The 16340-nt window shown below is 43.3% G+C and carries 14 protein-coding genes; 12 read left to right on the top strand and 2 right to left on the bottom strand.

Going from position 1 to position 16340, the window contains the following annotated elements:
• The first annotated feature begins 81 nt into the window (after positions 1-81).
• The 7 genes from DSOL_RS06490 to DSOL_RS06465 all read left to right on the top strand — a co-directional run bounded on the left by DSOL_RS06490 (position 82) and on the right by DSOL_RS06465 (position 9090).
• Positions 82-864, top strand: a complete 783-nt coding sequence (locus DSOL_RS06490; protein ID WP_075364061.1) for a short-chain-enoyl-CoA hydratase — start codon at positions 82-84, stop codon at positions 862-864.
• Positions 865-952: 88 nt separating this feature from the next.
• A complete protein-coding gene (locus DSOL_RS06485; RefSeq protein ID WP_075364060.1) occupies positions 953-2092 on the top strand; it encodes an acyl-CoA dehydrogenase in 1140 nt (379 codons plus the stop codon).
• A gap of 105 nt (positions 2093-2197) precedes the next feature.
• Entirely contained in the window at positions 2198-3376 is a 1179-nt protein-coding gene (locus tag DSOL_RS06480; RefSeq protein ID WP_075364059.1) for an acetyl-CoA C-acetyltransferase, read from the top strand.
• A gap of 133 nt (positions 3377-3509) precedes the next feature.
• The gene (locus DSOL_RS06475) at positions 3510-4838 is read left to right on the top strand and encodes an acetyl-CoA hydrolase/transferase family protein (RefSeq protein WP_075364058.1); all 1329 of its coding nucleotides are present in this window, start codon (positions 3510-3512) and stop codon (positions 4836-4838) included.
• A gap of 199 nt (positions 4839-5037) precedes the next feature.
• Positions 5038-5208: a hypothetical protein gene (locus DSOL_RS29720; protein ID WP_170871454.1), complete on the top strand. Its 171-nt coding sequence runs from the start codon at positions 5038-5040 to the stop codon at positions 5206-5208.
• A gap of 210 nt (positions 5209-5418) precedes the next feature.
• The gene (locus DSOL_RS06470; RefSeq protein WP_075364084.1) at positions 5419-5964 is read left to right on the top strand and encodes an NADH peroxidase; all 546 of its coding nucleotides are present in this window, start codon (positions 5419-5421) and stop codon (positions 5962-5964) included.
• A gap of 456 nt (positions 5965-6420) precedes the next feature.
• Positions 6421-9090, top strand: a complete 2670-nt coding sequence (locus DSOL_RS06465; RefSeq protein WP_075364057.1) for a calcium-translocating P-type ATPase, PMCA-type — start codon at positions 6421-6423, stop codon at positions 9088-9090.
• Between the two features lie 52 nt (positions 9091-9142).
• Here the strand turns inward: DSOL_RS06465 and DSOL_RS06460 are convergent, their stop codons facing one another.
• Both DSOL_RS06460 and DSOL_RS06455 read right to left on the bottom strand, forming a co-directional pair.
• On the bottom strand, positions 9143-10291 hold the full coding sequence (locus tag DSOL_RS06460; RefSeq protein WP_075364056.1) for a DUF2087 domain-containing protein: 1149 nt from the start codon (positions 10289-10291) through the stop codon (positions 9143-9145).
• A 53-nt stretch (positions 10292-10344) separates the two neighbouring features.
• Positions 10345-11256 (bottom strand): RluA family pseudouridine synthase, encoded by a 912-nt coding sequence (locus tag DSOL_RS06455; RefSeq protein ID WP_075364055.1) that lies wholly within the window; start codon positions 11254-11256, stop codon positions 10345-10347.
• A gap of 113 nt (positions 11257-11369) precedes the next feature.
• Between DSOL_RS06455 and DSOL_RS06450 the strand changes: the two genes are divergently transcribed.
• The 5 genes from DSOL_RS06450 (at position 11370) to DSOL_RS06430 (ending at position 16320) form a co-directional block, all read left to right on the top strand.
• Positions 11370-12533: an aminopeptidase gene (locus DSOL_RS06450; protein WP_075364054.1), complete on the top strand. Its 1164-nt coding sequence runs from the start codon at positions 11370-11372 to the stop codon at positions 12531-12533.
• Positions 12530-12979, top strand: a complete 450-nt coding sequence (locus DSOL_RS06445) for a hypothetical protein (protein WP_075364053.1) — start codon at positions 12530-12532, stop codon at positions 12977-12979. Before DSOL_RS06450 ends, DSOL_RS06445 begins: the two co-directional genes overlap by 4 nt.
• Complete coding sequence (locus DSOL_RS06440) at positions 12969-13850, top strand: diacylglycerol/lipid kinase family protein (RefSeq protein ID WP_075364052.1); 882 nt, start codon at positions 12969-12971, stop codon at positions 13848-13850. Before DSOL_RS06445 ends, DSOL_RS06440 begins: the two co-directional genes overlap by 11 nt.
• A 124-nt stretch (positions 13851-13974) precedes the next feature.
• Complete coding sequence (locus tag DSOL_RS06435; protein ID WP_075364051.1) at positions 13975-15546, top strand: CCA tRNA nucleotidyltransferase; 1572 nt, start codon at positions 13975-13977, stop codon at positions 15544-15546.
• Between the two features lie 129 nt (positions 15547-15675).
• Positions 15676-16320: a flavin reductase gene (locus tag DSOL_RS06430; protein WP_075364050.1), complete on the top strand. Its 645-nt coding sequence runs from the start codon at positions 15676-15678 to the stop codon at positions 16318-16320.
• The last annotated feature ends 20 nt before the right edge of the window (positions 16321-16340 follow it).

The following is a 16340-nucleotide window of genomic DNA, read 5'->3' as shown; positions in this document are numbered from 1 at the left end:
TAGGAATGGGGCTCCCTCTCTTTCCCAAGAAGCGACGTTTCATTCAAGTGCGAAGATAGGATCAAACAAGGAGGACAAAGTGTGGAGTACGCAAATCTCTTACTTGAAAAGAGTGGCCCGATCGCCGTTCTGACCTTCAATCGCCCCAAAGCCTTAAATGCCTTGAACAGTGACACATTGTCGGAACTGTCCACAGTGCTCGATGAGCTCGGGAGAGATTCCAGTGTCAAAGTGGTTATCCTCACAGGTAGTGGAGAGAAGGCCTTTGTCGCCGGCGCGGATATATCTCAAATGAAAGACTTTAACCCTCTGGAAGGCCGACGATTTGGTCAATTAGGTCAAGCAACCTTCCGAAAACTTGAACTTCTGCCTCAGCCTGTGATCGCTGCCATCAACGGATTCGCCTTAGGTGGTGGGTGTGAATTAGCCATGGCTTGCGATATTCGTTTAGCCAGTGAAAATGCCAAGTTCGGACAACCGGAAGTAACCTTAGGACTTACGGCTGGATTTGGAGGCACACAGCGGTTGCCCCGCTTAGTTGGCACAGGATTGGCAAGCGAAATGCTCTTTACCGGTGATATCATAGATGCCCAAGAAGCCTATCGTATAGGGTTAGTGAATCGGGTCTATACCTCAGGCACTCTCATGGAAGAAGCCCAAAAGCTTGCCAAACGAATTGCAGGACGAGCCCCTGCAGCTGTTCAGCTCAGTAAAAGTGCCATCCAACGAGGCACGAACATGGACTTAGACAGTGCGCAAGCCTACGAATCAGAGGTATTTGCCCTGACCTTCAGTACTCAGGATCAAACAGAGGGATGTACTGCCTTTGTGGAAAAACGCAAAGCTGTATTTGAAGGACGATAATATCTTTACCGAAGTTTTGTGTGGTCATTGGGTATATTAAGGAATTATTTTATTTTATAGATGTTAATAACGAGAGGATTGATTTTAAATGATTTTTGATTTAACTGAAGACCATATCATGATGCGTAAAATGGTTCGTGATTTTGCTGAGAAGGAATGTGGCCCGGGAGCAGAAGAACGCGATGAAAAAGAAGAGTTTTCTGTAGATATATGGAAGAAAGCTGGCGAGCTCGGCCTGGCAGGAGTTACATTTCCTGAAGAGTACGGCGGTGTCGGAGCGGACTACATCTCTTATGCTATCACTGTCGAAGAACTTTCTCGCGTCGATGCATCTGTAGGCGTAACCATTTCTGCCCATGCTAGTTTGTGTGCTAATCCGATCTCATTGTTTGGTACCGATGAACAGAAAAAGAAATATTTGGTACCGTTGGCTACTGGTGAAAAGCTCGGAGCGTTTGGTTTGACAGAGCCCATGGCTGGTTCCGATGCTTCAGGAACGCGGACAACGGCTGTTCGTGATGGCAATGATTACATCTTAAACGGCAGTAAATGCTTTATTACGAATGCTTACTATGCAGACGTGTATGTTGTCACAGCCCAAATGGATAAGAGTAAAGGAAATCGAGGGATTGCAGCCTTTATCGTCGAAAAAGGAATGCCTGGCTTCTCGTTCGGTAAAAAAGAGAAAAAGATGGGGATTCGTTCTTCAGCCACCTATGAATTGGTCTTTGAAGATGTCCGCGTTCCTGCTGAAAATCTGCTCGGTCAAGAAGGGCAAGGTTTTAAAATTGCAATGCAAACACTCGATTTTGGTCGAATTGGTATCGCTTCCCAAGCATTAGGAATTGCCCAAGGCGCTTATGAGCAAGCCATGAAATATACCAAGGAAAGAGTACAGTTTGGCAAGGCCATTTCTGAGTTCCAAAATACTCAATTCAAACTGGCAGACATGGCAACGCAAATTGAAGCCGCCCGTCTCCTCGTTTATCAAGCTGCATATTTGGCATCTCAACATAAACCTGTTGGCAAGGCTTCCGCTATGGCCAAACTTTTTGCTTCCGAGACTGCCATGGCAGTAACCACAATGGGTGTTCAACTCCACGGTGGATATGGATATACGCGTGATTATCCTGCTGAGCGCATGATGCGGGATGCCAAAATCACCGAGATTTATGAAGGAACCAATGAAATTCAACGAATTGTTATTAGTAGTCATATTCTAAAATAGAAGATTTACGAAGCATTTAGCGAAGCGCCCACTGAGGTGCTTCGCTAAAAAATGGTAAGATGGGAACTTCGGACTATTAATCGTTACAGAAGGAGAGGACTTTAAATGAGAGACGTTGTTATCGTGAGTGCAGTTCGTACCCCTGTCGGTTCTTTTTGTGGTACATTAGGACAAATCCCTGCCGCAGACTTAGGTGCCTTGGCCGTTAAAGAAGCGATTAAAAGAGCAGGAATTACCCCGGAGCAAGTCGATGAGGTTATTTTGGGTAACGTTCTACAGGCTGGACTAGGCCAGAATCCTGCTCGCCAAGCGTCAATTAAGGCCGGAATTCCTCAAGAAGTGCCTTCATGGACACTGAATAAAGTATGCGGATCCGGACTTAAAACAATCGTTTGTGCCGCTCAGACCATTATGGTAGGGGATGCTGATATTGTAGTAGCAGGTGGAATGGAGAGTATGTCCCTTGCTCCTTATGTGCTTCCCAAAGCGCGTACAGGTTATAGAATGGGCAATGATACCATCGTCGATTCCATGATTAACGATGGCTTAACTGATGCGTTTGACAAGATTCACATGGGCATTACAGCCGAAAACATCGCGGAACAATTTGGCATTTCTCGCGAGGAACAAGATCGTTATTCAGTGGCTAGTCAAAATCGTTGCGAAGTTGCCATAAAAGACGGAAAGTTTACTGAAGAAATAGTACCTGTGTCCATTCCCCAACGCAAAGGTGATCCTGTTGTTGTTTCCCAGGACGAATTCCCGCGCTTTGGAGCTACCTATGAATCCGTTGCCAAACTACGGCCAGCTTTTAAAAAGGATGGAACCGTCACAGCTGCAAATGCTTCGGGGATTAATGACGGAGCAGCTGCCCTTGTTATCATGGCGAAAGAGAAAGCGGAGGAACTAGGCTTAACACCGTTGGCAACGATTAAATCATGGGCTTCAGCTGGTGTAGATCCAAAGATCATGGGGACTGGTCCTATCCCTGCAAGCCGTAAAGCATTAGAAAAAGCTGGACTGAAAATTGAAGATATCGATCTCGTTGAAGCTAACGAGGCCTTTGCTTCCCAAACTTTGAGAGTCGCTCAAGAGTTGAAGCTCGATATGGCTAAGACGAATGTCAACGGCGGGGCGATTGCTCTAGGCCACCCTGTTGGAGCTTCTGGGACACGCATTCTCGTGTCATTACTTCACGAAATGAAGCGTAGCAATGCGCATCGCGGGTTGGCAACACTATGTATCGGTGGCGGCCAGGGTATCGCATTAATTGTAGAACGTTAATATCCTAAGATAACTACGTCTGCATTTCTACGTCCAGAGTTAACATTTGTTGCATTTTTCGCTTACAACATGTAATTATAACGTTTTTAAAAAGATAAATAATTGGGTTGAAGAGCAAAAGGGGGATGTACCAATGTATATGGAGGAGTATCGAAAAAAGTGTGTCTCAGCAGATGAAGCGGTAAAAGTAATTCGTAGTGGGGATTGGATAGAGTTTGCTTGGGCTGCAAGTATGCCAGGTTTACTAGATGAAGCTTTGGCTCGGCGTAAAGATGAACTTCACGATGTGAATTTGCGCGGAGGCGTGATTATTTCGCCAGTGGCTTGTTTGGAATGTGATCCTACTGGAGAACATTTTACATGGAATAGTTGGCATCTTGGCGGACGAGAACGTAAATTGGTTCAAAACGGTCAAGCTTATTATATTCCACTTAAATATTCGGAATTGCCACGATATTTGCGCGAAAATCTAAAAACTGATGTAGTGGCTATTCAAGTTGCTCCCATGGACCAACATGGATATTTCAGTTTTGGAGTTACGGTGTCTCACTACGCTGCAGCGATTGAAAAGGCCCGTGCAGTTATTCTTGAAGTTAACGAGGATATGCCAGGTGTCCATGGCGGTTATGATCATGCAGTTCATATTTCGAAGGTGGATTATGTTGTTGAGGGTGGTCACCGAGGACTTCCCATCTTACCTTCGGCATCTGCGTCAGAACTTGATAGGCAAATTGCTGAGTATGTATTGCCTGAAATTATGGATGGGGCATGTATTCAATTGGGTATAGGCGGAATGCCGAATGCCTTAGGGAAAATGATTGCTGAATCGGATCTAAAAGACCTAGGAATTCACACTGAGATGCTGGTTGACGGATTTGTGGATATGGTGGAAGCAGGAAAGGTTACTGGGATGCGTAAGCAACTTGACCGAGGCAGGATGGTCTATGCCTTCGCGGCCGGCACCCAAAAACTCTATGACTTTATGCGGAATAACCCTTCGGTGGCAGGTTATCCTGTGGATTACACCAATCATCCCTTTATTGCTTCTCAAAATGACCAACTAATTTCCATCAACAGTGCTTTGGAAATCGACTTGACTGGCCAAGTTTGTTCAGAATCGGCTGGATCAACTATGATTAGTGGTGCGGGGGGCCAGCTTGACTTTGTGGAAGCTGCCTATAATTCAAAAGGGGGGAAAAGCTTTATCTGCTTACCTTCCACCTATAAGGATAAAAGTGGGCAACTGCATTCCCGCATTAAAGGATTAATGACGCTGGGCTCGGCGATAACCGATACTCGTCCGACCGTTCAGTTTGTGGTCACAGAGTTCGGGAAGGTTAATCTTAAAGGGTTATCCACTTGGCAGCGTGCAGAAGCTTTGATTTCCATTGCTCACCCAGACTTTAGAGAAGCGCTGATCGCTGAAGCACAAGAACTCAAGATTTGGCGTAAAAAGGCATAAAGTTTTACTGAAAAAGGTATTACTCACCTTAGTCCGGGTGAACCGGTGTAAGGAAGGAGCCTCGCATAGAGCTCCTTCTTTTTGTATCCAATAATGGACAATCTCTGATTTTCCCGTTAGAATTAACCTTGATTCACGTTCTCAAGGCATCGATTCGAAACGTAAGATAGAAGTTAAGAAAATACCGGGGGTCAACATTTTGGGAAACTATGATGAAATTCTACAGGAGTTTAATCGAGCTCGGATTAACGAAGAAGCTGTAAGCATAGAAAAAACGCTGGAGCGAAACTTTCGGGCATTCGGGTTAGAAAAACTATCCCATGGTCATTTTGCCGCCCGAGGTCCCAATACTGTCACCAATTATGCATGAATTAGGAATTCCCGCTGTGCAGGTGGAGATTAACAAGCACTTTAGGGTCCCAGCGCAAAACCCCCAGGGGTTTCACCGTTTACTTGGGGCTTTAGTGAAAAGCATCCATGAACTTTTATAAAAAATCTATTTTAGTAATTGATTTATATTTAAAGTTATTGTAAAATAAGGTATAGCTTAATTACAGATTTTTAGGAGGAACAAATCATGATGAAGAAATTTATATGTTCAGTATGTGGGTATGTATTCGAGGGAAATGAAGCGCCTGATGAGTGTCCGCAATGTAAGTCTCCGAAGGAGAAATTTTCTGAGAAAAAAGATGGTGTAATGCAATGGGCTGACGAACACAAAATCGGAGTTGCCCAGGGTGTTGATGCTGAAATACTTGAGGGACTAAGAGCAAATTTCATGGGTGAATGCACTGAGGTTGGTATGTATCTGGCGATGAGTCGTCAGGCTGATCGAGAAGGATATCCGGAAATCGCTGAGGCTTATAAGAGGATAGCTTTTGAAGAGGCAGATCATGCAGCTAAGTTTGCAGAGTTACTTGGAGAAGTTGTTTATGCTGATACCAAGAAGAACTTAGAGCTAAGGGTTGAGGCAGAATTTGGTGCCTGTCAGGGTAAAAAGGATATTGCCACAAAAGCAAAACAGTTAAACTATGATGCTATCCATGACACAGTGCATGAGATGTGCAAGGATGAAGCAAGGCATGGATCAGCCTTTAAGGGTCTTCTCAATAGGTACTTTAAATAATATAATCTTGAGTTATATTAGACCCATTCCTAAAGTTATTGGAATGGGTCTATGGTTTTATCCGCCTCCCAGAAAATCTCAAATTATAATGTTGATGTGTTTAATGAAAACGAGGACCATATTGCCCAATTATGATTACAGGTTAAAAGAAGAAAGAAAAAATTGAGTTGATCGAAGGGAATCCACAGGTTGACAAACTGTTATAATTGCGGTACACTTTAATCGTTAAGAGGGAGTAGTTGAATTGCAAAGGCAACATACCCGGTAGGGAAACTTACCTGTCTTTGTAAACCTTAGAGGTAACGAGACTTTTGACATAGCTGTTTTGGCTGTGTCGAAAGTCTTTTCTGTTTACCGAAGAGTAGTTTGAACTGAAGTAGGGAGTGATTGTTTCGTTAATACTATAAACAAATCTGGCATTGTATGCTAATTCGAAATTGAAGGAGGATTCTGGGCGTGGATTATTTTCAAAAGGAAGTTAATGAAGTCATTGCTGAATTAGACAGTAATGAAGAGCGTGGATTATCAGCAACTGAAGCTGAAGCTAGAACCCTGCGCTATGGGAAAAATGTTTTTACTCCCAAAGAAAAGGACAGCATTTTTGCTAAGATCTTTGATAGTTTAAAAGAACCTCTAATCGTAATTCTCTTGATTTCAGGCTTAATCTCGCTTGCTATGGGACATATTGCGGATGGATTAGGGATTTTCGTTGCTGTCTTGATTGCCACATCCATTTCTGTGATTCAAGAGGGTAAATCGGATAAGGCTTTTGAGGCCTTATCTAAGCTAAGTGACGATGTCCATGTGAAAGTAGTACGTGATGGTAAAATCGTCTATATCACACAGATTGATCTGACTCTTGGGGATATCATTCATTTGGAAACGGGAGATAAAGTTCCTGCTGACGCGAGGATAGTGCATTCCTCCAATCTCGGAATTGACGAATCTATGCTTACGGGTGAAGCCGAAGCAGTTTCCAAGAATTCTGTCAGAATTGAAAGAGAAAATAGTCCCCTGGCAGAACGGAAAAATATGCTTTACTCAGGTACCATGGTGATTGAAGGAAGGGCAATTGCCATTGTCACTTCCATTGGTGATGGGACCGAAATGGGCAAAATTGCCAATGAACTCAAGGAAGAAGTCACGTCTGAAACTCCGCTCCAACAGAAATTAGCGGATCTAGGCAAAAGAATATCCATCATTGGATCGATTGTAGCAGCGGGTATCTTTATTTTCGAATTGTTCAATATGTATCGACAGGGAATTCTGGTTCTGAATAATATCGGAGCGGCACTTCCGGGAATAAAAGATGCCTTTGTCACCTCCGTGGCACTCATTGTTGCGGCAGTGCCTGAAGGATTGCCAACCATGGTGGCCATTACCCTAGCTTTTAACATGCAGAAAATGGCCAAGAATAACGCTTTAGTTCGTAAGCTTATAGCGTGCGAAACCATTGGCTCCGTGAATGTCATATGTTCAGATAAAACGGGAACTTTGACAGAAAATAGGATGACCGTCGTTGATGTTTGGTGTGATGGGAAAAGCGTTCCGGTAGGAAAAATACAATGTGAGGAAATGCTGCAGAATTTTTGTGTTAACTCTACAGCAGATATATCGCGAGAGGATGATAAATTCGAATTCTTAGGAAATCCGACGGAGTGTTCGTTGCTTGTCTGCGCGGATAAAAATGCAATAAATTATCTGCATTATCGAAAACAGTTTGGAGAGCCGGTTGCTGAATTCAATTTTACTTCGGCCAGGAAAATGATGTCGACAGCTTATGAAAAAGAAGGGGGCTATATACTCTATTCCAAGGGTTCACCTGAAAAGGTTTTAAGCATTTGTAATAGAATTCTGGAAAATGGTACGATCGTTCCGATAACTCAGGAGCACAAAGAGGTTATTGAGGCAAGTATCAAGGATCTCCAGGATAATGCTCGAAGAGTACTAGCGTTTGCCTTCAATGATTTTAGTCAGGAGCCTCAATGGGAAGATATCTATAACGTGGAGAAAGATCTGGTATTTACAGGCTTCGTAGGCATCGAAGATCCTCTGCGTTTGGACGTCAAAGAAGCTATTGATCATTGCCGTCGAGCAGGCATCACAGTCAAAATCCTAACAGGAGATAACATCAATACGGCCAGAGCCATCGCTAACCAACTAGGAATTGTAAAAAAGGACTCTTTAGTGCTTGAGGTCACGGATATTGAGAACATGAATGATCAAGAGTTGAAGAGTAAGCTTGATAAAATCGTGGTTATTGCCCGCTCAAATCCCACAGCTAAAATGAGAGTTGTAAAACTTTTAAAAGAGAATAATGATTCAGTGGTTGTGACAGGCGATGGCATTAATGACGCTCCAGCCTTAAAAGCCGCGGATGTTGGGGTTGCTATGGGGATTGCGGGCACGGAAGTATCCAAGGAAGCTGCAGATATTGTCTTATTAGACGACTCATTTTCCACAATTGTTAAAGCAATTAAGTGGGGGCGAGGGATCTACGAGAATTTCCAGCGATTTATTCAGTTCCAACTTACGGTCAATGTTGTGGCGTTTGTCACCGTTATTTTAGCAGAGGTTATGGGATATAAAATGCCATTTACCACGCTGCAGTTGTTATGGGTTAATATTATCATGGACGGGCCTCCAGCTTTAACCTTAGGGTTAGAACCGCCGCGAGAGCATCTGCTTGAAAAACAGCCCATTCAGAGAAATGCTTCTATTGTGACGAAGGACATGCTCTTTAAGATTATTTCCAACGGTTTGTTTATTGTAACTGGCTTAGTGCTGCTTATGAAAACACAACTCCTTGGTGGTACGGAAGCACAACAGTCAACCATCGTGTTTACGTCATTTGTCCTGTTCCAGCTCTGGAATGCCTTTAATAGCAGGGAGTTTGGAGTAACGAGCGTTTTCGCCAATATCTTTAAAAATAAAGCCATGGTTGGGGTTGTGTTCATAACCTTTATCATTCAAGTCTTAGTTACTCAGTTTGGGGGGGATGTCTTCAAAACTGTTCCTCTTGAATTGGATGTATGGCTGAGGATCATTGGGTTTACGTTTAGTGTAGTGATCTTCAGTGAATTGATCAAACTGGGGATGAGAGCTTTTAGAGGAACTGTGAAATAGTCTAATGCGTTGGTTGAGAGATCAAAATAATCTCAACCAACGCATTTTCTACCTAGGCATTCCGCGGGAGGGGTTTGAGCGTATTATAGCCACGCTCTCCATAGGGTTGAAGTTTTTCTAACCATTTTTCTTTCAGCTTTTTCAAGGCATCTTTGGCATCAAAATAACCAGTCTCTGGTATTTCCAGGATTTCTAATACTTCAAAGACAAACACCTCTTCTCCAAATTCATTCCACTCATTTTGGAGAAGTCGGTTTTGGTACGTCCCCGTTTCTAGCGTAAATCGTTTCCCATTAATCGTCTTAAAATTCATGGTGCTTTCGACAAAAACTTTTTCATTTTTAGTGTTTCTGATTTGATAGACACCGGCTTCGGATTTTGTTTCTTTATATTGTCGTTTCAGCTCCTCTTTACGATCCATAGTTATCTCCTCCTTGTTTCCAGAATCATTTCGTAACCAATATTCTCTTCCATCAGGCGTTCGATCAAGAAAGCCGTATTCAATTAAATACCTTCGGAGGGTCGCAAAATCGGGATAAACTAGTTTTAAGATCTGATTGATTTCCTTTTCTGTATAGGTCCGTTCACCTTGAAACCGCTTCACAATTTCTTGCAAGACAACTAGTTTATGCTTTTCCTTGATAGAGAAAGTCTTTAAGGGTCCATCTGTGCCTTCCGGAAAGAACGTCCTTAATAATTTATCATTATCTTTCTGGGTAACCTTATAACGGTCATCCACCATCTTGGCTGTTTTTGGAGGGGTTAAAAAGGTAGACTGGTTTTTAGTTTTCTCTTTGAGAAGTTCCATCATGACTAGATACACTTTCGACTGACGCTCTTTCTCTTTTAATGAAAAACGGTGATTCCGAATGGTTGAAGCACTCCCAATACCCATTTCCTTTTGTACTTCGGCATCGCTTTTTCCCTCGTAAAAGAGTCGAAGGAGGTTGTTCTGATGATCAGTCAGCCCCGTAAGTTTTTTATCAAGTTTGTTCAGATACTCGAAGACTGATTGATGGAGCTTTTCAATATGGATACGCATATATTTGCTTGCTTCATAGAAAACCTCGTCCTCATGGTAGATAATTCCTTTCTCGATCTTTTTGCCACAGAGTAGGCATACATAATGATCCTCTTCTTGGACATAGCCGGATTTGAGATCCTCAAATTCAGCATTCCAAAATAGATCAGAAATCTTCATTGTAAACACATCCTTAAACTATTTGATATTTTATAGACATTATATAATAACGTCTATAAAATATCAAATTTTAACTTTTTCATTAATACCCGTAGATCCTCGGGAAAAGGAGCACGAATAACAATGGGGAGGCCAGTGGCAGGATGTAGAAAAGCATACACTGAGGAGTGTAGGGCTTGGCGGTTAATAAGCATAGGGTCTCCACCGTAAAGATCATCCCCAAGCAAGGGGTGCCCGAGGCCCTCACAGTGTGCGCGGATTTGATGGGTGCGACCGGTTTCTAGGATGAATTCGAGAAACGTAGCGTTCGGATAGCGATGGAGGACGCGGAAATGCGTCCGTGCAGGTTGTCCATTGGGTTGGACTTTGCGCTTGATGAAACTATCGGGGGCAAGCCCAATTGGATTATCGATGGTTCCTTCTTTTTTGCGGACAACTCCCTGAACGAACCCGTAGTATCGTTTATGAAGTTGTCCGCGTTCAAGTTGCCAGGCGAGTTGTTGATGAGCAAATTGATTTTTGGCGATGACAACGACGCCGGAGGTATTTCGGTCAATTCTGTGAATTGGACGATACAGGCGATGTTCCCCCTGACGTTCCCAATAGCCGATGACGGCATTCCCTAACGTGTTTGTAAGATAACGGTGGTTGGGATGAACCACCTGACCCACCGGCTTATTCACAGCCAAAATGTATTCATCTTCATAAAGAAGATCAAGTGGGAGATCTTCTCCAGGAATATTGGCTTCCTCGTCGAAAAAGAGCTGGATGGATAATAGTTCTCCTTCTTTGCCTCGCGCCGTTAAATAAGTGAAGCGCCCATTAACCCAAACTCGTTCTCCTTGTTTTAAGTGTTGCAATACTTTGAGGGAAAAATGAAATTTGTGCAGCAGAATGGATAGATATTTCTGGCCGGAGTCCTCCGCCTGCAAACGGTATTCCCACAGAATAGGTTGGTTGTTCATATATTCCTCCCTTTCTGACATAAAATTGACGATAAAAAGGAAAATTATCAAGCATGAAGAATATAAACTTCATATATGTCTTTGCCTGATAGAGATTGTAAGGAGGCCCAAAAATGAAAGACTCCCGTATTGAAAAACTCGCCGATTCTTTAATCAATTACTCGATTGCCCTTAAACCCAGCGAAAAGATTCTTATTGAAGTGATAGGCCAAGATATTCCACTTGCCCAAGCGCTAGTGCGCTATGCCTATCAAGCAGGTGGAATGCCGTTTGTATCTACTATTAATCATACCTTACTACGAGAAGTATTGAAAGAATTCTCAGTGGAGCAGGCGGAAGCCATGACGCGTTGGGATCTAGCACGCATGAAAGAAATGCAAGCTTATATTGGAATTCGGGCGGGAGAAAATGTCAATGAGTGGGCAGACGTCCCTAGTGAAAGCATGAAACTATATGCGTCTCACTACCAAAAACCTGTGCATTCGGAGCAACGGGTGCCCCATACTCGTTGGTGTGTGTTGAGATATCCAAATCCTGCAATGGCTCAATTAGCGAATACGAGCCTTGAAGGTTTTGAGGATTTTTACTTTGATGTGTGTAACTTGGATTATTCTAAGATGTCGAGGGCCATGGATCCGCTGAAGGACTTGATGGAGAAAACGGATCGTGTACATATTGTTGGACCAGGAACGAATTTGGAATTCTCTATCAAAGGGATGCCAGCCATTAAATGTGACGGACGCCTTAATATCCCTGATGGAGAGGTATTTAGTGCCCCACTGAAAGAATCAATCAAGGGACGAATTAGCTATAACACACCGTCACTTTACCAGGGTTTCACTTATGATACTGTCGTTTTAGACTTTGAAAACGGAAAGATTGTTAAAGCAACTGCCAACGATACGGAACGAATTGAATCCGTCTTTAATACCGACGAGGGAGCACGTTACGTTGGCGAATTTGCTATCGGGGTTAATCCGTATATTCAGACACCCATAAAGGACACATTGTTTGATGAAAAGATTGATGGAAGTTTCCATTTCACTCCCGGAGCCTGTTATGACGATTGCGACAATGGAAATAAATCCGCTATTCACTGGGATTTAGTGTGTATTCAAAGACCAGACTATGGCGGTGGAGAGATTTACTTTGATGAAAAGCTAATCCGAAAAGATGGGCGCTTTGTCTTACCAGAGCTTGAGGCTTTAAATCCTGAAAATCTGAAAACACCATTTGGAGAAACTATTACTGGGAATATTTATGGAGGGGTATCGTGATTAATAAGCTGCTTTCAATTTTCTTAGGCGCTGTATTATGGGGCTTGGGCGCTAATCTTAATGTTGGGGTGGCCATAGGTAAATATGGTCTGATCGCTTTTTTTGCTGGTGCAATTCTGGCTTTGGGGCTTTTGATCCGTAAAGGGTTTCAGGAGGATAAGAGCAATAAAGATCTATGGATTCTTATTTTTCGAGGGCTCGCTATAGAAGCGCTATTCTTTCCGATTGCCAATCTTATTATGGAGTATATGGTAATCCATGCTTTTCCGTACGATGAAACGAGGGCCGTGTTAATTCAGAGCGGTTTAATCGCCGTTATTCTTGCCACCGTTTTTCTGTTTAATGCGCACTTACTGAATACGAAAATTCGCCAGTTACACACGCGATTGGAAGAACGTAAGCTAGAGCTTGACAAGGAGTCGATGAACAACAGCCATGAAAAGTAAACGATTGCGGTTGATCTATAATCCCTACGCAGGGCGACGTAAATTAACCGCCCAACTGGATACTGTGATCCGTGTTTTTCAAGAAGGTGGCAATCAGGTATGCGTTCATCGGGCGTCTTCTCCCGAAGATATTGAACAGATCTCGGCTCAAAGCACGGATGTAGATCGCTTGGTTATTGCTGGAGGAGATGGAAGTATTCATCAAGCGGTGAACGGATTGCTACACGTTTCGGCGAAACAACGTCCTGCACTTGGCATTTTGCCCGTGGGAACCGCGAATGATTTGGCCTATGCGTTGCGCTTACCGAAAAGTATTCCGGAAGCGTGTAAAGTCATAGCTAAGGGAAACATTTTTGAGATGGATACAGGAAAGCTCAACGATCGATATTTTGTTAATGTGGCAAGTGCAGGACTTTTAACGGATGTATCCCAAAAGGTGGATACTCGCGTCAAGAATACACTCGGGCAATTGGCCTATTTTCTCAAAGGGATTGAGACCCTCCCTTCATTTCGGCCCTTTCGGGTTGAGTTTGAGAATGACGGCCAACGATGTATTGAAGAGGTTGTCTTGTTTATGGCCGTAAATGGTCTTTCGGTTGGGGGAATGAGACAACTTGTGCCAAGGGCTTCTTTGACTGATGGGAAACTGGATATCTTAATGGTTCCGGCAGCAGGCTGGCCTGAAACTATTCGACTCCTCTTAAAAGTTTTGCGTGGAGAAAAAGTTGATGGCGAAAAAATCAAAGAATTTCAGACAGCAGAACTGACGGTACATACGGATCGATCGATCTCTTCGGATCTTGATGGGGAATGTGGTCCAGTAAGCACATGGCATATTCAAATTGGGCCAAAAATTTCCGTACTCTGTTAAAACGTGGACCACTAATCAAGAGTAGAAAATCGATTTGTTGGAGAAAATGTTTATGTTTATTAATGGCTTATAGCAAAGAGAACATAAGCATAACCATAAATGTAAAAGCGAACGGAGGGGTTGCATGATTGGCACATCGTTCCAACGAGAGATCCTGAAAAAACTCAGTGACCTAGGTCCACTCTACATAGTTGGTGGGGCAGTTCGCGATGCACAATTGGGGATCCCTGCAAAAGACGTGGATGTGGTTACAACACTTCCCCTCCAGGAAATAGAGATAAAACTGTCTGATTGGGGCTATACGCCACACGTGATAGGGGCACACCTTCAGACGGTCAGTTTGTTCAAGGAGACAGAGCGTTTGGACATTGCGTCTTTCTCCGGAGAGGTGGAAAAGGATGCCCTGCGCAGGGATTTCACACTGAATGCGATTTATCAAGATGTTCGGACTGGAGAGATCAAAGACCCTTTAGGGGGTCTGCAGGATTTAGATGAAAGACGACTGAGAGCATGCGGCTGTGCAGTAGATCGTTTTGTGGAAGATCCGTTGAGAATTATGCGACTCATACGCCTATCGGTCCGGTACGGTTTTGAAATTGAACAGGAGACGTGGCAGGCTGCAGTCGATAACCTCTCACTATTACATAAAGTTTCTTCTGAGCGGGTCACTGAAGAATTAGCTCGAATTCTAGTTTTAGAAGAGATTGACAAAGCACTGGGACTTCTTGATGACTTAGGGTATTGGCAAATGTACATCCCTGAATTGGCGCGGCTTAAAGGACTAGTGCAAAATCGCTATCATACAAAGGATGCTTGGGAACATACTCGGCATGTCGTGAGAAATACGCCTAATCGAGTGTTATTGCGGTTGGCTGCGTTATTTCATGACATGGGGAAATGGGAAACAGCCAGCCGGGAATGTTATGTTTGGGGAACTGTGCGCTTAACCAATCAGGGCTATCAAGTAGAGGGGTTCAAGTTAGTTGATAAGAATCTTGAGAGATGGAAAGACAAGAATGTTGAAGTTCGCGGTGGAAGGCTGGATAACTATCCAGATACTATAGTTATAAAACGTATAACTGCAACACAAGCGAAGGCAAAAAAACATTTCGAATTAGTTCCAGCAGGAAAACGGCACTTTCTCCAACATGAAAGGGAGAGTGCTCGATTGGTTAGGGAAATTTTGCCCCGCTTCCAATGGAGCATGGTTCTCCCCGGAGGGAATAAGGGAGAACGAGAACTCGAATATTTAGTAGGGCATCATATGGTAGGGACACTGACCTTTATGAGTGCCTTAAAAGGGGAAGCTGAACATCCTAAGGTTCGCAGTAAGATGCGCCACTTTGCTTGGGAAATTGGCTGGAATGGGCAAGTTTACAACAAACAAAGGGTAGAGGACCTGCTTGACCTGTGGCGAGCGGATTTTCTTGGTGGAAAACAGGTTGAAGAAGAAACAATAGAACGGTTTAACTGGATTCAGGAGCAAATTAGAAGTGAATGTGCCTTTTTATTGGAACGAGATAATCTGCTGAATTGGGCTTATTTCGGAGAATATACCCATGGAAAGGGGCTCGAAGGAGAAAAGTTCGGTCAGTTCAAAGAACAGGTTCGTCGACAAGTCATGCTTGATGCAAAGAATAACCTGAATGATCCCCGGTTTCTCGAGCGGGAATATGGTTTCTTCAAAAAGTCATGACTGATGTCATTAAGGAATACGATTGCGCTGAGGATTGGATTAAATAAATAATGGAAGTACAGGAAAATTACTTGACCTGTACAAATTATAAAGTTATAATTATTACAATGAGGGGAGTTGTTATGGTAAATGGAGAAACGTTGGCGTTGTACTGTATGCGGTTACATTCATAATGGCGAAAATCCGCCGGAAATATGTCCAATTTGCGGTGTAGATGCAAGTTTCTTTGAACTTGTAACAGAGGATGAAGCTAGTAAGTCCAATGAAGTTAAATCGGTCATAAAAACGGTAAGCGAGCAACCGGACAAAGCAACGGCTATTCGTCAAGCGCTTTACCGGATTTCGTATGGTCTCTATATTATTACGGCTCAGGCTGAAGGCAGGGATAATGGTCAATGTGCTAACACTTGTTTTCAAGTTACAGCAGAGCCGGCGAGATTGGCGATTGGAATCAATAAGCAAAACTTTACTCACGAATTAATTCAAAAAAGTGGCAAGTTTGGCGTCTCAGTACTAAATCAAACAGGTCACGATTATGCTCGTGGGTTCGGATATCGCTCAGGTCGCGATGTTAATAAGTTTGAAGGGTTAGCAGTTCATCGTGGAGAATCGGGAGTCTTTTTACTTAATGATTCGCTAGTAACCATGGAAGCAACGGTTATGGGGCAGTTGGATGCAGGAACACATACGTTATTTCTTGCGGATGTAACAGCCGGAGAGATCCTACAAGAAGGGGATCCAATGACCTACGCTTTTTTCAGAGCAAGTAAGTAAGGGCGCTTTTTATAGTTGAT

Origin of the sequence: Desulfosporosinus metallidurans, from assembly GCF_001936615.1 — a bacterium.
Classification (GTDB): domain Bacteria; phylum Bacillota; class Desulfitobacteriia; order Desulfitobacteriales; family Desulfitobacteriaceae; genus Desulfosporosinus; species Desulfosporosinus metallidurans.
The sequence above is the reverse complement of the archived record's forward strand: the minus strand, read 5'-3'. Positions and strand labels throughout refer to the sequence as shown.

Excerpts from the sequence above, each read along its gene's own strand:
- DSOL_RS06485 (WP_075364060.1), top strand. The coding sequence starts at position 953 with ATGATTTTTGATTTAACTGAAGACCATATCATGATGCGTAAAATGGTT.
- DSOL_RS06480 (WP_075364059.1), top strand. The coding sequence starts at position 2,198 with ATGAGAGACGTTGTTATCGTGAGTGCAGTTCGTACCCCTGTCGGTTCT.
- DSOL_RS06475 (WP_075364058.1), top strand. The coding sequence starts at position 3,510 with ATGTATATGGAGGAGTATCGAAAAAAGTGTGTCTCAGCAGATGAAGCG.
- DSOL_RS06470 (WP_075364084.1), top strand. The coding sequence starts at position 5,419 with ATGAAGAAATTTATATGTTCAGTATGTGGGTATGTATTCGAGGGAAAT.
- DSOL_RS06460 (WP_075364056.1), bottom strand. The coding sequence starts at position 10,291 with ATGAAGATTTCTGATCTATTTTGGAATGCTGAATTTGAGGATCTCAAA.
- DSOL_RS06455 (WP_075364055.1), bottom strand. The coding sequence starts at position 11,256 with ATGAACAACCAACCTATTCTGTGGGAATACCGTTTGCAGGCGGAGGAC.
- DSOL_RS06450 (WP_075364054.1), top strand. The coding sequence starts at position 11,370 with ATGAAAGACTCCCGTATTGAAAAACTCGCCGATTCTTTAATCAATTAC.
- DSOL_RS06440 (WP_075364052.1), top strand. The coding sequence starts at position 12,969 with ATGAAAAGTAAACGATTGCGGTTGATCTATAATCCCTACGCAGGGCGA.
- DSOL_RS06435 (WP_075364051.1), top strand. The coding sequence starts at position 13,975 with ATGATTGGCACATCGTTCCAACGAGAGATCCTGAAAAAACTCAGTGAC.
- DSOL_RS06430 (WP_075364050.1), top strand. The coding sequence starts at position 15,676 with ATGGAGAAACGTTGGCGTTGTACTGTATGCGGTTACATTCATAATGGC.